This window comes from Reyranella sp., assembly GCF_965228225.1.
Lineage (GTDB): Bacteria > Pseudomonadota > Alphaproteobacteria > Reyranellales > Reyranellaceae > Reyranella.
On record NZ_OZ245801.1, the window covers coordinates 3,519,999 to 3,534,545 of the forward strand.

General features: G+C 67.0%; 13 protein-coding genes and 1 pseudogene. 5 read left to right on the plus strand and 9 right to left on the minus strand.

Features of this window, described 5'->3' with window-relative positions:
• Window positions 1-4 precede the first annotated feature (4 nt).
• From ACO07K_RS17035 to ACO07K_RS17045, 3 genes are read right to left on the minus strand one after another with little or no spacing between them, the layout of a single operon-like run.
• A complete protein-coding gene (locus ACO07K_RS17035; RefSeq protein WP_422029840.1) occupies window positions 5-694 on the minus strand; it encodes an N-acetylmuramoyl-L-alanine amidase in 690 nt (229 codons plus the stop codon).
• A gap of 2 nt (window positions 695-696) precedes the next feature.
• A complete protein-coding gene (locus ACO07K_RS17040) occupies window positions 697-1,398 on the minus strand; it encodes a TerB family tellurite resistance protein (RefSeq protein WP_422029842.1) in 702 nt (233 codons plus the stop codon).
• A gap of 9 nt (window positions 1,399-1,407) precedes the next feature.
• Entirely contained in the window at window positions 1,408-2,079 is a 672-nt protein-coding gene (locus tag ACO07K_RS17045; RefSeq protein WP_422036670.1) for a TSUP family transporter, read from the minus strand.
• On the opposite strand from ACO07K_RS17045, the pseudogene uvrB reads away from it, so the two are divergent.
• From uvrB to ACO07K_RS17065, 4 genes and pseudogenes are all read left to right on the plus strand, one after another.
• A pseudogene (uvrB, locus tag ACO07K_RS17050) lies at window positions 1,972-4,392 on the plus strand (excinuclease ABC subunit UvrB); the annotation flags it as partial. The gene ACO07K_RS17045 and the pseudogene uvrB overlap by 108 nt on opposite strands.
• 10 nt (window positions 4,393-4,402) lie before the next feature.
• A complete protein-coding gene (locus ACO07K_RS17055) occupies window positions 4,403-5,239 on the plus strand; it encodes an alpha/beta hydrolase family protein (RefSeq protein WP_422029844.1) in 837 nt (278 codons plus the stop codon).
• A gap of 23 nt (window positions 5,240-5,262) precedes the next feature.
• Entirely contained in the window at window positions 5,263-6,264 is a 1,002-nt protein-coding gene (locus ACO07K_RS17060) for a hypothetical protein (protein ID WP_422029846.1), read from the plus strand.
• 79 nt (window positions 6,265-6,343) lie between these two features.
• Window positions 6,344-7,555, plus strand: a complete 1,212-nt coding sequence (locus tag ACO07K_RS17065; protein WP_422029848.1) for an MFS transporter — start codon at window positions 6,344-6,346, stop codon at window positions 7,553-7,555.
• 1 nt (window position 7,556) lies between these two features.
• Here ACO07K_RS17065 and ACO07K_RS17070 read toward each other — a convergent pair whose 3' ends face one another.
• The 4 genes from ACO07K_RS17070 to ACO07K_RS17085 all read right to left on the minus strand — a co-directional run bounded on the left by ACO07K_RS17070 (window position 7,557) and on the right by ACO07K_RS17085 (window position 10,728).
• Window positions 7,557-8,330, minus strand: a complete 774-nt coding sequence (locus ACO07K_RS17070) for an ABC transporter permease (protein WP_422029850.1) — start codon at window positions 8,328-8,330, stop codon at window positions 7,557-7,559.
• 148 nt (window positions 8,331-8,478) lie between these two features.
• Window positions 8,479-9,219 carry an ABC transporter ATP-binding protein gene (locus ACO07K_RS17075; RefSeq protein WP_422029852.1) on the minus strand — a complete coding sequence of 247 codons (741 nt, stop codon included), beginning with the start codon at window positions 9,217-9,219 and terminating at the stop codon, window positions 8,479-8,481.
• Window positions 9,219-10,088 (minus strand): dioxygenase, encoded by an 870-nt coding sequence (locus ACO07K_RS17080; protein WP_422029854.1) that lies wholly within the window; start codon window positions 10,086-10,088, stop codon window positions 9,219-9,221. The genes ACO07K_RS17075 and ACO07K_RS17080 overlap by 1 nt, the downstream gene beginning before the upstream one ends.
• Window positions 10,089-10,119: 31 nt before the next feature.
• Complete coding sequence (locus ACO07K_RS17085) at window positions 10,120-10,728, minus strand: GNAT family N-acetyltransferase (RefSeq protein ID WP_298306767.1); 609 nt, start codon at window positions 10,726-10,728, stop codon at window positions 10,120-10,122.
• A gap of 165 nt (window positions 10,729-10,893) precedes the next feature.
• Here ACO07K_RS17085 and ACO07K_RS17090 point away from each other — a divergent pair, with 165 nt between their 5' ends.
• Window positions 10,894-11,691, plus strand: a complete 798-nt coding sequence (locus ACO07K_RS17090) for an aspartyl/asparaginyl beta-hydroxylase domain-containing protein (protein WP_422029856.1) — start codon at window positions 10,894-10,896, stop codon at window positions 11,689-11,691.
• Between the two features lie 141 nt (window positions 11,692-11,832).
• Here the strand turns inward: ACO07K_RS17090 and ACO07K_RS17095 are convergent, their stop codons facing one another.
• Window positions 11,833-13,101 carry a M16 family metallopeptidase gene (locus ACO07K_RS17095; protein ID WP_422011805.1) on the minus strand — a complete coding sequence of 423 codons (1,269 nt, stop codon included), beginning with the start codon at window positions 13,099-13,101 and terminating at the stop codon, window positions 11,833-11,835.
• Window positions 13,098-14,543, minus strand: coding sequence for a threonine synthase (gene thrC, locus ACO07K_RS17100; RefSeq protein ID WP_422029858.1), 1,446 nt, complete (start codon window positions 14,541-14,543; stop codon window positions 13,098-13,100). The genes ACO07K_RS17095 and thrC overlap by 4 nt, the downstream gene beginning before the upstream one ends.
• Window positions 14,544-14,547: the final 4 nt, after the last annotated feature.

Consider the following 14,547-nt stretch of genomic DNA (forward strand, 5'->3'; position numbering starts at 1 on the left):
CTGACTAGGCCGCTCGCCCCATCGGGTCAAGCAGGCCTGCCAACTGCGAGCGCGTCTCGGGATCGATCATGCCATCGACCTGGGCCGGCCGGTAATGGCGCTGGAAGGCCTTCACGATCTCTCGCGGCGGCACCGCGAGCGGGGCTGCGTAGCCAAATCGCTGAAGCGCCTTGTGGAAATCGCCGTCCAGCGGCCGTGTGCCGGCCTTGGGCCACAGCCCGATCCCCTGCTCCGCCAGTCGCTTCCAGGGAAAGCGCCGCCCCGGATCGATCTTGCGCTGGGGTGCGACGTCGGAATGGCCGACGACGTTGCGCGGCTCGATGGCCGGATGGCGTGCCAGGATCCCCCGGCAGAGTTCGACCAGCGCCTCGATCTGCTGGGCGGGATAGTCATGCCGATCGCCGTGCAGGTTCACGATCTCGATGCCGATCGAGGTCGCGTTCAGCGCCTCGCGGCCGCGCCACCAGGATTTCCCGGCATGCCAGGCGGTGCGATCCTCGGGCACGAGGCGATAAGCCGTGCCGTCGAGATCGAGCACGTAGTGCGAACTCACCCTGTGCTCGCGCGTCGCGTCGCGCAGGATGTCGAGCGACTCCTGCAGCGGAAGCTCCGTGTAGTGCAGCACGAGGATATCGACGACGGCGTCGTCCGGTCTGGGCGCGTGGTTGGGCGACGGCAGGTCGATGAGCTTCACGGTCAGGCCGGCACGAGACCGCGCTGCCTGCGCAGCCGGTCATAGGCGTCGTTGATCAGCGCGAGCTTGCGGTTTGCGACCGCGATCGCCTCTTCCGGCAGCCCCTGCGCCATCAACCGGTCTGGATGGTTCGCGCGGACCTGTCGCAACCAGGCTTCGCGGATCTGCTCGTCGGTGGCCAGCGGGTCGATGCCCAGCACCACGCAGGGTTCACATTCGACCGCACCCAGCGCGGCGGCCTTGGCGCGCTCGAACCGCGAGCTGGGCAGGCCGAAGATGCTGGCGACCTTCGCCAGATAGTCGGCTTCCGCGACATCGATCTTGCCGTCGGCCTGCGCGATGCTGAACAGGCCCTCGATCACGTTCTCGAGGATCTCGGGCGCATCGGGAAACAGCGCGGCCACCTGGCGGGCATAGGTCTCGAAGCCGCCGGCATCGCGCTTGGCCAGGTCGAAGAAGCGCTCGACGTTCGCTTCCTCGCCCGGAGGCACCTCGAAGAAGTCGCGGAACGCCGCCCTCTCGACCTCCGAGACCTGGCCATCGACGCGCGCCATCTTGGCCCCCAGCGCAATGACGCCGATGGTGAAGCCGATCTGCCGCAGGCCGGGGTGCCCGCCATCGTCGGCCGGCGGCGAGGACAGGCCCAGCAGCTCGGCGATGCCGAGGCCGTTCATGCCCTCCACGATTTTGTCCCAGATCCTCATGCCCTGTCCTTATAGCAGGAGGGAGCCGATTGCGACGCAGACCAGAAGGCCGAGCGCCAGACGGCGATAGAATGTCTCGCTGGCCAGCGGGAACAGGCGCTCGCCCACCACGCCGCCCAGCATGACGGCCGGCGCCAGGAACAGGCCCTGCACCCCGGTGCTCCAGCCGATCAGGTCGCGCGAGGTGAACGCGATCAGGGCGAGCAGATCGACGAACACGAAATAGGTCGTGAGATTGGCGCGCACATGCGCTGCAGAATTGGCGCCCGCGAGGTAATAGAAAGCAATCGGTGGGCCCGCCATACCCGAAAGCCCGTTCAGGAACCCGCTGGTGGCGCCGGCAGCGAGCGTCGTGGCGGCGTTCGGCCGTCCGGAGAATCGCCAGCCGCTGGCGAGCATGACGACGGCGCTCAGGATGATGGCCGAGATCGCCCACCGCATCGGCTCGGGTTCGACGGCCGTGAGCACGAGGTTGCCGAACGGCACGCCGATGGCGGCCGCCACCAGCAGCAGGCCGATGCGCCGCCAGTCGACCAGGGGCAGGACGCGGGGCACCAGGGGCAGCGCGACGGCGATCTCCAGCAGCAGGCACAGCGCGACACCGACCGCCGGCCCGTACAGCGCCGAGAAGATCGGCGTCATCATCATCGCGGCGCCAAATCCGGCGAAGCCTCGCACCATGCCTGCAATGCAGGCAACGAGGGCAGAAATCAGGAAAGGAGCGCTCAACAGGTCGGGCATCGCGGGCCGGACGCTAGCATTGCCGGAGCCCCGTGCGCGCATCATATAATGGAGGTCATGGCCTCAAAGAATCTTGCGGTTCCGGCTACCCCCCTCCTGATGCCGTACATCCAGCGGCGGCCGGAGCTCGAAGGCATAACGCCCAAGCCCTTCAAGCTCGTCTCCGACTATACGCCCGCCGGCGACCAGCCCGAGGCGATCAAGCAGCTCATCGCCGGCGTCGAAGGCGGCGAACGCGACCAGGTCCTGCTGGGCGTCACCGGCTCGGGCAAGACCTTCACCATGGCCAACGTGATCGCGAGCCAGGGACGGCCGGCCCTGGTGATGGCGCCCAACAAGACGCTCGCGGCGCAGCTCTATGCCGAGATGAAGGGGTTCTTCCCCGAAAACGCCGTCGAGTATTTCGTCTCGTACTACGACTACTACCAGCCCGAAGCCTACGTCCCGCGCACCGACACCTTCATCGAGAAGGATTCGTCGATCAACGAGCAGATCGACCGGATGCGCCACTCCGCGACGCGCGCACTGATGGAGCGCGACGACGTCATCATCGTCGCCTCGGTCTCGTGCATCTACGGCATCGGTCCGCTGGAGAACTACCAGAAGATGACCTTCCGCCTGCACAAGGGGCAGAAGATCGACCGCACCACCCTGCTGCGTCGCTTCGTCGAGCAGCAGTACAAGCGCAACGACAACGCGTTCCAGCGCGGCAGTTTCCGTGTGCGCGGCGATACGATCGACCTGTTCCCGGCCCACTACGAGGATCGCGCGTGGCGCTTCGAGATGTTCGGCGACGAGATCGAGTCGATCACCGAATTCGATCCGCTGACCGGCGACAAGACCCTGTCGCTGAACGACATCATCGTCTACGCCAACAGCCACTACGTGACGCCCAAGCCCACGCTGCAGAAGGCGATCGAGCAAATAAAGGCCGACCTCAAGCAGCGCCTGGAGGAGTTCAACCGCGCCGGCCGGCTGCTCGAGGCGCAGCGGCTGGAGCAGCGCACGCTTTTCGACATCGAGATGATGGAGACGACCGGCGCCTGCGCCGGCATCGAGAACTATTCGCGCTATCTCACCGGCCGCAAGGCCGGCGATCCGCCGCCTACCCTGTTCGAGTACTTCCCCGAGAATTCGCTGCTGATCTGCGACGAGAGCCACGTCACGGTGCCGCAGATCGGCGGCATGTTCCGCGGCGACTTCAACCGCAAGAGCGTGCTGGCCGAGTTCGGCTTCCGCCTGCCCTCGGCGATCGACAACCGGCCGCTCAAGTTCGAGGAATGGGACGCGCTGCGGCCGCAGACGACCTATGTCAGCGCCACCCCGGGCGACTGGGAGATGGAGCGCACCCAGGGCACCTTCATCGAGCAGGTCATCCGTCCGACCGGCCTGATCGATCCGACCGTCCTGATCCGGCCGGTCGAGAAGCAGGTCGACGACCTGATCGCCGAGTGCAAGGACTGCGCGAAGAAGGGCCAGCGCGTGTTGGTCACCGTGCTCACCAAGCGCATGGCCGAGGATCTGGTCGAGTACATGCACGAGGCCGGCATCCGCTGCCGCTACCTGCACTCCGACATCGACACGCTGGAGCGCATCGAGATCATCCGCGACCTGCGACTCGGCGCTTTCGACGTGCTGGTCGGCATCAACCTGCTGCGCGAGGGCCTCGACATTCCCGAATGCGCGCTGGTCGCCATCCTCGACGCCGACAAGGAAGGCTTCCTGCGCTCGCCGACCTCGCTGGTGCAGACGATCGGCCGCGCCGCGCGCAACGTCGAGGGCCGCGTCATCCTCTACGCCGACAAGATGACGGACTCGATCAAGTACGCCATTTCGGAGACCGACCGCCGTCGCGCCAAGCAGACCGCCTACAACGAGAAGCACGGCATCACGCCCGCCTCGGTGAAGCGCAACATCGCGGAGATCCTGCAGTCGACCGCCGAGCGCGACCACTACACGGTCGACACCGGCGTGTCGGGCGACGTGCATCTGGTCGGGCACAATCTGCGCACCCACATCGTCGAACTCGAGAAGCGGATGCGCGCCGCCGCCGCCGACCTCGAATTCGAGGAGGCCGGTCGCCTGCGCGACGAGATCCGCCGCCTCGAAGCGCACGAGCTCGAGCTGCCGGGTCAGGCCGCCAGCGCCAATGTCGGCGTCCACCTCGGCAAGATGCAGCATTCGCGGGTCTTCCGTGGCGTGCGCACGGGTTCGGGCGGACGCGGCAAGCCAGCACGGCGTAGCGGCCGATAGGAGATATTCCATGCGCTTTGGTCCAATTGCAGTTCTTCTCTTCTTCATCTGCATCGGGCCACTGGCCGCACAGGATCGCCAGCAGGTGGTCCGCGTCCCTGGTCCGGGTGGATCCACGCTGGTCGCGACGGTGATGCGCCCGCCGGGCGAGGCGAGAAGCCCACTGGTCGTCATCAATCACGGCTCGCCCGCGGACGGTTCGCAGCGCGCCAAGATGGAGCGCCCACGCTATACGGCGCTGTCGTCGTTCTTCCTGTCGCGCGGCTATGTCGTCGCGCTGCCGCTTCGCCGCGGCTATGGCGAAACGGGAGGCTCGTGGGCCGAGGGCTTCGGTTCGTGCGAAGTACCGGATTATTTCAATGCCGGCCTTCAGGGTGCCGCCGACATCCAGGCCACCATCGACTTCATGCGTGCACAGCCCTACGTCGCGCCCGACCGGACGATCGTGGTCGGCCAGTCCGCCGGCGGCTGGGCGACGATCGCGCTGTCGAGCCGCAACCCGCCGGGCGTCGCGGGCATCATCAACTTCGCCGGCGGGCGCGGCGGACATCAGAAGCTGGCGGGCGGCGCCATCGGCAACTGCGCGCCCAGATCGCTCGTCGAGGCTGCGGCGAAATACGGCACGACGGCACGCGTGCCGATGCTCTGGATCTATACCGAGAACGACAGCTTCTTCGAGCCGTCTCTCGCCAAGCGAATGGCCGAAGCCTACAGCGGCGCGGGCGGCAAGGCGACGTACCGGCCGGTCGGGGCGTTCGGGCGAGACGGCCACAGCCTCGCGGGATCGAGCAACGGCAATTCCGTCTGGGGCCCCCTGATCGAGAGTCTTCTCGCCGGCCTGAAATAGGTCGCTAGTCCAAGGCTACATCGATGCGTGGGCAGAAGATCAGCAAAAACAAGCGGCCTTCCATATGGTCTGCCACGGCCACGATCGTGACCCTGTCCTTCGCAGCACCTGCGAGCGCAGCCATCGACTGGATGGGACCCGAGGTGCCAGCCGAAGGTCTTCGCGTCGGCTCCGAACTGCTCGAATGGGGCAGCAACGTCAGCATTCCAACGCTCATGCACAAGGGCCAACCGGTCGTTCGCTCGACCAACAGTTATGCGAAGCCGACGTTTACCGTCCTCGACACCTGGACCACCCCGGACACCAGCGCCGTCCTCCTCCAGGCGGGTGCGGCGGCGACCAGAGATTGCTCGGTCATCCATGTCGTGGAAAGCCGGCAATCCGATCTCCTCGCTGTACACGAACTTGGAATGATCTGCGTCGCCTTCGACATGCCCAAGGTCGAGCGGAACGCCGAAGGCTTTCTCTTTTCCCATCCTTCAAGCCCGATGGAAGGAACGTCAGCCAGACAATGGCACGCACGCACCGGCAGAGTGACGACGAGCAAGGTCGAGTTTCATCCTGAACCGCATTCGACCATGGAAAAGCTGGTCACCATGGATCACCCTGAAGGCGCAGAACCACTCGAGAACGAAGAATTCTTCACGGCAGTAAAGCGCTTACCCGTACTTCAGCGCGATCGGATCTTGAGTGCTTTGTGGTTGGTCACCAAAGATTGCTGCGGCTGGGCGACGCGAAGTCCCTATGGCGTGGCAATGGACGACAGAACAGTCGCCTATGCGGGTTGCGGCCAGTACATGGTCGGCGCCCGGGTCCATTGCAAAGACAGCGACGCGCTTGCCGTCTGGGATCGCCAACGGCGCGCCTTTTATTTTGCGACCGACGACCATCGAACAGACGCCCGGCATGACGATTCCGCCGCGCTGACGGTCTGGCCGCCTTCGCAGGATTGGTCGCCTGCTGCACGGGAAAGACTTGAAGCCTGGAAGAACGGGCGGGCATTGCTGACGACAAACCGAGAATGAGTGCGCAGCGTTTCGCTATGACGAGTGCCGGTTGAGAGTTTTCTCGCCGGCCTGAATCCGGTCGTTATAGTCCCGGCGCATGTCCGCCGCGCCGACAGATCTTCGCCGCTATCTCGCAGCCCTCGCCTCGCTGACCCTGATCCAGGTCATCTCGACGATGGTCTTCAACCAGGCGTCGGTGCTGGCGCCCGCCGCCGCCGCCGAATTCGGCGTCGCGGCCGCGGATGTCGCCTACTACGTGTCGATCGTCTATCTCGCGGCGATGATCTCGACCGTGGGCGGCGGAACGATCACGCGGAGGCTGGGACCGATCCGTTTCATCCAGACCGGACTCACGATCGCGGCGCTGGGCTCCTTCGTCTTCGCGACGGGCGGCTTGGCGATGGCCGCGCTTTCGGCCTTCATCGTCGGCCTCGGCTCGGGCCCGCTCACCATCGCCAGCTCGCACATCCTGGCCCGCGTGTCGCCGCCGCGGCTGGCCAATGTCACCTTCTCGCTGAAGCAGAGCGGCGTGCCGGTCGGCTTCGCGATCTGCGGCGCCGTGCTGCCGACTCTCGCCCTCGATTTCGGCTGGCGCTGGGCCGCGGCTTCGGTCGGTCTTCTCTCGATCGCCGCGGCCATCGCCATCCAGCCGCTGCGCGCTCTGTACGACGACGAGCGCAGCGGCGGTTCTGCGCGCCTGCCGACGCTGGCGGAGATCTTCGAGCCGTTGCAGCTCGCCTGGCGCGATCCGATCCTGCGGCCGATGTGCTTCATCGGCATGCTGTTCTCGGCCACGCAAGCAATCGTGGTGAACTTCACCGTCGTCTATGCCGTCGATGGACTGCAGATGTCCTACGTGCTGGCTGGCGCGCTGCTGTCGGCGGCAACCCTTGCCGGCGCCTTCGGCCGCGTCTTCTGGGGCGCGCTCGCCGACCTGCTGCGCCGGCCGTCGGCGGTGCTGGCGGGCATCGGTGCCATCATCGCAATGGCTGCCACGGTGATGTCCTTCTCGACGCCCGCCTGGCCCACCACCGCAGTCTACATCGTCTGCACGATCCTGGGCGGCACTGCCGTCGGCTGGAACGGCGTGTTCATCGCCGAGAGCGCCTCGCGGGCGCCGCCGGGACGGGCCGCGGAATTCACGGGCGCGACGCAGCTCTTCGTGTTCTGCGGCGCCCTCCTGTCGCCGCTCCTCTTCCGCACCGTGCTGGCCATCACCGGCGTCTACGAAGCGGGCTATCTCCTGCTGGCGGCCGGCGTGGCGACGGCCTCGTTCTTCCTCGGCAGGGCAGCGCTGCGCCGTTCCTGACTTACTCCTGCTTCAGCGCGCTTTCGTGCCAGCGGCGCAGTAGCAGGTGCGAAACAAGCGACAGCAACAGGTAGATCGCGATGCCGGCCGCGGAGATCAGGACCAGGGCCGCGAACATCCGCGGGATCTTGAGCTGGTAGCCCGATTCGAGGATACGGTAGGCGAGGCCCGATTCGCGGCCCCCCGAGCCCGCCACGAACTCGGCCACCACGGCGCCGATCAGCGCCAGCCCACCCGAGATGCGCAGGCCCCCCAGGAAGTAGGGCAGCGCCGCCGGCAGGCGCAGGTCGATCAGCGTGCGCCAGCGGCTCGAACCGTAGAGCTGGAACAGGTCGAGCAGGTTGCGGTCGACCGAGCGCAGGCCCAGCACCGTGTTGGACAGGATGGGGAAGAAGGCCACCAGCCAGGCGCAGATCAGCAGCGAGACATTGACGTCGTCGACCCAGGCGATGATCAGCGGCGCGATGGCCACGATCGGCGTCACCTGCAGGATGATGGCGTAGGGAAAGAGCGACAGCTCGATCCAGCGCGACAGCGAGAACAGCAGCGCCAGCAGGACGCCGACCACCACCGCGGCCAGCAACGCCTGCAGGGTGATCGTGAGCGTGACCACCAGCGCCGGCCAGAGCGTTCCCCAGTCCGCCACCAGCGTCTGCGCCACCAGGATCGGCCCCGGCAGGATGTAGGGCGGAATCGCCATCGCCCGCACGAGGCCCTCCCACAGGGCCAGCATGAAGATCCCCATCAGGACCGGAGCGACGATGCGGGCGCTCATGCGATCATCCCCAGCCTCATCCTGAGGAGCGACGCGCAGCGTCGCGTCTCGAAGGACGGGATCAGGCGAAGCGTTCGTAGCCCATGCTTCGAGACGCCGGGCTGCGCCCGGCTCCTCAGCATGAGGTCGTGCTCTAGAAAACAGGCGCTCATGCCGCCATCGCTTCCGAAAGCTGCGTCGAGGTGAGGCGGCAGAGGGCGGCATAGTCGGCGGAGGTGCCGAAGGCCTCGCTGCGTGGATAGGGCGCCGGGATGGCGAGCTCGGAGCGCACGCGGCCGGGGCGCGCGCTCATCACCACGATGCGCTGCGACAGGAATACCGATTCGAACACCGAGTGGGTCACGAACACGGCGGTGAAATGCGTGCGCTGCCACAGTTCCAGCAGGTCGGTGTTCAGCCTGCGCCGCGTGATCTCGTCGAGGGCTGCGAAGGGCTCGTCCATCAGCAGCAGTCTCGGACCCGTGACCAGCGCGCGCGCGATCGAGACACGCATCTTCATGCCGCCCGACAGTTCGCGCGGATAGCTCTTCTCGAAGCCCTTGAGCCCCACGCCCGCGAGCGCTTCGGCGGCGCGCGCCTCGCGTTCCGAGCGCCCCAGCCCGCGCAGCTTGAGCGGCAGGGCCACGTTGGCCAGCGCCGTCGTCCACGGCATCAGGGTCGGTTCCTGGAAGACGAAGCCCAGGTCGGGCCTGCCCTGCGGCCACTCGATCGTGCCGGCCGTCGGCTCGGCGAGGCCGGCGATCAGCCGCAGCAGGGTCGATTTTCCGCAGCCCGAGGGACCGAGCACGCTCAGGAACTGGCCGGCCTCGATGTCGAGCGAAGCGTCGCCCAGCGCCTGGACGCCGTTCGCGAAAACTCTGGAGACAGCGCAGACGCGAACGAGCGGCATCAGCCCGCGGGCAAGGTCAGGTCGAGGCGCGTGGCCCAGACCGGCAAGGGCAGCGTGTCGCGCGCCGCGAGGCTGGCCGGCAGGGCGGCGCGGTCGGTCACCTTGGCAAAAGGCAGGACGAGGCCGGCGCGCACGCCGAACACCGCATCGCGGTCGAGATGCTCGTCATCCTCGGGGAAGAACTCGGTGATCAGCGGCGGATGGCCGGGCGCCTGGATGATCATGTGCAGATGGGCGGGCCGCCAGGCGTCGCGCCCCAGGATGCGCAGCATGTCGCCGGCCGGACCGTCGTCCGGCACCTTGTAGGAGACCGGCCGCACGGTGGTGAAGGCGAAGGTGCCGTCGTCCGCCACGGTGAGGCGCGCGTGATAGTTGGTCGGCGATTGCCCGGCGTCCTGCTGGGCATAGAGGCCGTTGCCGGCATTCTGCCAGATCGCCAGCACGGTCCCTTTCGCTGGCGCGCCCTTTCCATCGACGATGCGGCCGCTCACGACCAGGGGCTCGCCCACCTGGCCGCGCCACAGATCGCCGCCATTGGACAGTTCGGGCGCTCCCTCGATGTGGAACGGGCCGAGCACGGACGACGGCGTTCCGCTGCCGGCGGCGTTCACCATGTCCACCAGAGACGACACGCCGAGCAAGTCGGAGAACAGGATGTATTCGTTGCGCTTGTCGTCGGTGAACCGGGTGGCGCGCGTGAGGGCGTCGATGGCGGCGCCCCACTCGGCCTGCGTGACCTTGTTCTCGCGCACGAAGCTGTGCAGATGGCCGGCCAGCGAGACCAGCAGTGTCCGCGCGCGTTCGGACGGGGCCTCACGCGCATAGTCGGCGAAGGCCTGGGTGATCGAGGTCGGGGTGAGATTGCGCACGGACGCCTCCCTGGGGTGGGGCCTCGGCCCGTTACCGCGGCGCCCGCAGAAGCGCGTCGTAGTCCGCCCGCAGCAGCGCAAACAGCAGATGGTCGGCCCACTGGCCGTTGATGCGCAGATACTGCCGGGCCAGCCCCTCTTCGTGAAAGCCGACCTTGGTCAGCACGGCCTTGGAAGGTTCGTTGTGCGGCAGGCAGGCGGCCTCCAGGCGGTGCAGCCGCAGGTCGTCGAACACGAACGGCAGGGTGGCGCGCAGACCGTCGGTCATCAGGCCCTGGCCGGCATAGGGCTGGCCCATCCAGTAGCCGACGGACGCGGCCTGGGCGACGCCGCGGCGGACGTTGCTGAGGTTGATTCCGCCGACCAGCCGGCGGCCTTCATTGGTGAAGACGAACAGGCCGTAGGCCTCGCCTGCCCGCCATTCCTTGATCTGCTGCCGCAGCCGGCGCCGGAAATGGTCGCGGGCCAGCGAATCCTCGGGCCAGGTGGGCTCCCAGGGGGTGAGAAAGGCGCGGCTGCGGGCCCGCAGTTCGGCCCATTCAGGCCAGTCGTCCAGGCTCGGCGCGCGCAGAAACACGCGCTTCCCGGTAATCCGGGTCATCCCTGACAGCGACAACGGGACGTCGGCAAAGCGGAACATCTTGGGCTATACTCGCGGTTCTTCGGAATTCTTGCATGTTTTCCGGGGTTCGACGTAGGAAATTGAGACGGTCCGTCACGCACCGGGGCGCCGGAAGAGCTGCCGCCATTCGGCCAAACGGGCGTATTACATCCATCTATCGCAAGTCTTCGAGGCACATCGGCCATGGAAACGGCTAGCAAACCCAGTGTCGGCGAAAAGGGCAGATTCTATCTGACCAAGCACATCTGGCTTCCCCAGCAGCCGCTGGAGGATTTCAACCTCAAGCTTTCGGACATGATCCTGCGGAACATGCCGAAGCTGCCGCTGGGCGGCGAGGACGCGATGAAGGTCTTCCCGGTCCTGGGTGAGCTCAAGAAGAGCCACGCCAAGATCAAGGCCGACCTCGAGTACCTCCTGAGCCATCATGAGGAGATCCCGGCCCTCCACGAGGTCCATCCGCGCGACCTCTACGTCCCGGGCCGCGCCTGGCGCACCTTCCTGCTGAAGCTGTGGGGCCATGACGTTCCGGAGAATGCCGCAGCGGTGCCGGACACGATGGCTGCGATCGCGCGCATCCCCGGCGTCCACACGGCGCTGTTCAGCATCCTCGCCGGCCGCGCCGAGATCGAGCCGCACCGGGGATCTGCCGCCGGCATCATCCGCTTCCACTATCCGCTGATCGTGCCGAAGGAGCCCGAGAAGTGCTGGATCGAGATCGGCGGCCATCATTTCTTCTGGAAGGAAGGCGAGCCGCTGGTGTTCGACGACACCCGCGAGCACTGGGTGAAGAACCAGACCGACGAGACGCGGGTCGTGCTGATCATCGACTTCAACGCGCCGATGCCGTTCCCGATGAATCTCTACACAGGCCTGCGCTACAATCTCGTCCGCCGCAGCGCCGAGATCAAGACCGCCATCGAACGCGCCGCGATCGGCGTCCCTCCGCGCACGGCGCAGGCCGAACTGCCGAAAGCGGCCTGAGCAAAACATCACCTCACCCTGAGGAGGCTGCGCAGCAGCCGTCTCGAAGGGTGGGTTCCAGGTGGATTGGCAGCCCATCCTTCGAGACGGGCGCCTGCGGCGCGCTCCTCAGGATGAGGACTATTGGTAGCGCGCGCTCTCTTACGCCGCGAGGCGGCCGGCGATCTTGTCGAGCGATTCCAGGCCGTCGATCGGGCCCAGGGCGGCGAGGGTGAGTTCGCCCTTCAGCAGACGGCGAGCGACGCGGCGCACGGCGTCCTGGTCGACCGCCTCGATGCGCGAGACGATCTCGGCGTAGGGGATGGTGCGGCCGTGGACGATCAGGTGGCGCGCCGCCTGCTCGCAGCGCGCGCCGCTCGATTCGAGGGCCATCAGCGTGCCGGCCTTGATCTGGTTGCGGGCGCGCACGAGTTCCTGCTCGTTCAGCGTATCGGCCACGGTGACGAATTCCTCGCACACCGCGGGTACCAGTTCCGCGAGATCGTCCTCGCCGGTGCCGGCATAGATGCCGAACAGGCCGCCATCGGCATAGGCTGTGTTGAAGCAGTGGATGCCGTAGACCAGCCCCCGCTCCTCGCGGATGCGCTGGAACAGGCGCGAGGACATGCCGCCACCGAACAGCGTCGAGTAGATCGCCAGCGCAAAGTAGTCCGGGTCGCGATAGCCGATGCCCTCGCACCCCAGCACGAGATGCGCCTGTTCGAGCACGCGCTGTTCGCGGCCGTCGCCACCGACATAGGCCAGCGGGACCGGCCGCTCGGCGTTGGCGGGCGTGCGCGGCACCGAGCCGAAATGCTTCTCGGCGAGATCGACGATCTGGTCGTGCTCGACCCGGCCCGCCGCCGACAGGACCATGTTTCCGGCCGTGTAGTGGCGCGCGAGATAGGCGAAGAGATCGTCGCGGCCGATCGCCTCGACCGACGTGGCGGTGCCCAGCACCGGCCGGCCGAGCGGCTGGCCCGGCAGCGCGGTCTCCTGGAACTGGTCGAAGATCAGGTCGTCGGGCGTGTCGAGGGCCTGGCCGATCTCCTGCAGGATGACGCCGCGCTCGCGCTGCAGCTCGTCGGGATCGAACACCGAGTTGCGCAGGATGTCCGACACCATCTCGATGCCCAGCGCGACGTCTTCCTTGAGAACCGAGGCGTGATAGGCGGTGATCTCGCGGCCGGTATAGGCATTCAGGCTGCCGCCGACATTCTCGATCTCCTCGGCGATGGCGCGCGCGCTGCGGGTGCGGGTGCCCTTGAACGCCATGTGCTCCAGCATGTGGGCCATGCCGTTCAGCTCCGCCGTCTCGTGGCGGGTGCCGCAGCCGACCCAGATGCCGAGCGACGCCGATTCCACCTCGGGCATCGGGTCGACGGCGATCCGCAGGCCGTTGCCCAGCGTCGTAACCTTCACATTGCTCACGTGCGCACCTTGTTTCTGGCTGCGGGCGCGGCGGCCATTTCCCGTCGTTCGTCGATCATGGATTTGAGGGCCTCGACGTCGTTCGGCATTCCATCGGCGCGCTCGGCGCGGTCCAGCAGGTCGCCGAGCCGCTCCGGCAGGCGCGGCCGCCGGCCGGTCGCCTTCTCGACGGCGTCGGGGAACTTGGCGGGATGCGCCGTCGCCAGCACGACCATGGGAATGGCGGGATCGCGTCGATGCTGCTGGGCCAGCGCATAGCCCACCGCGGTGTGCGGATCGATCGTCTCGCCGAAACGCGTCAGGCAGTCCTTCATTGCGGCGAGCGTGCCGGCATCGTCCAGCCGGCCTGCGTCGAAGAGCTCGCGGACGCCGGCCAGCACGTTGCCGCCGACCTTCAGCGTGCCGGTGCTGCGGAACGCCGTCATGGCGTCGGCCAGGGCGACGCCGTCGCGTTCGTAGAGATCGAACAGCAGGCGCTCGAAGTTGCTCGATATCTGGATATCCATGCTGGGGCTCAGCGTCGGCACGACCCCGGAGGTCGTCATCGTGCCGCTCTCGAAGAAGCGAGCCAGGATGTCGTTGCTGTTGGCGCCGACCACGAAGTGCGAGATCGGCAGGCCCATCTGCTTGGCGGCATAGCCCGCATAGACGTTGCCGAAATTGCCGCTGGGCACGCTGAACGCCACGGGCCGCTCCGGCGCGCCGAGCTTCAGCGCCGCCCAGAAGTAGTAGACGATCTGCGCCATGACGCGGGCGAAGTTGATCGAGTTGACCGCCGTCAGCGCATGCCTGTCGCGGAACGCCAGGTCGTTGAAGCAGGCCTTGGCGAGGTCCTGGCAGTCGTCGAACGTACCCTGCACCGCGATGTTGTGAACGTTGGGCGCCAGCACCGTCGTCATCTGCCGACGCTGGACCTCGCTCACGCGGCCGTGCGGAAACAGCATGAAGATGTCGATGGTCTTGCGGTCGCGCACCGCCTCGATGGCGGCCGAGCCCGTATCGCCCGACGTGGCACCGACGATGGTGGCGTGCTGGCCGCGGGTCGTCAGGGTCTGGTCGAGCATGCGGCCGAGGAGCTGCAGCGCCACGTCCTTGAAGGCCAGCGTCGGGCCGTGGAACAGTTCGAGCAGATGCAGGCCCGAATCGCCCAGCGGCTTCAGCGGCGCGACTTCCGGCGTCTCGAACGAGGCATAGGCCTCGCCGATCAGGCGACGGAAGGTCGTGTCGTCGAAAGTGTCGCCGACGAACGGCTTCATGATGCGGAAGGCGAGCTCGGTATAGCTCAGCCCCTTCAGAGCCGCGATCTCGGCCTTGCTGAACTGCGGCCATTCGGCGGGCAGGTAGAGGCCGCCGTCACGGGCCAGGCCCGCGAGCATGATGTCTTCGAAGCCGAGCGGCGCAGGCATGCCCTGCGAGCCGTGGCGGGTGCTGATGTAACGCAAAGGA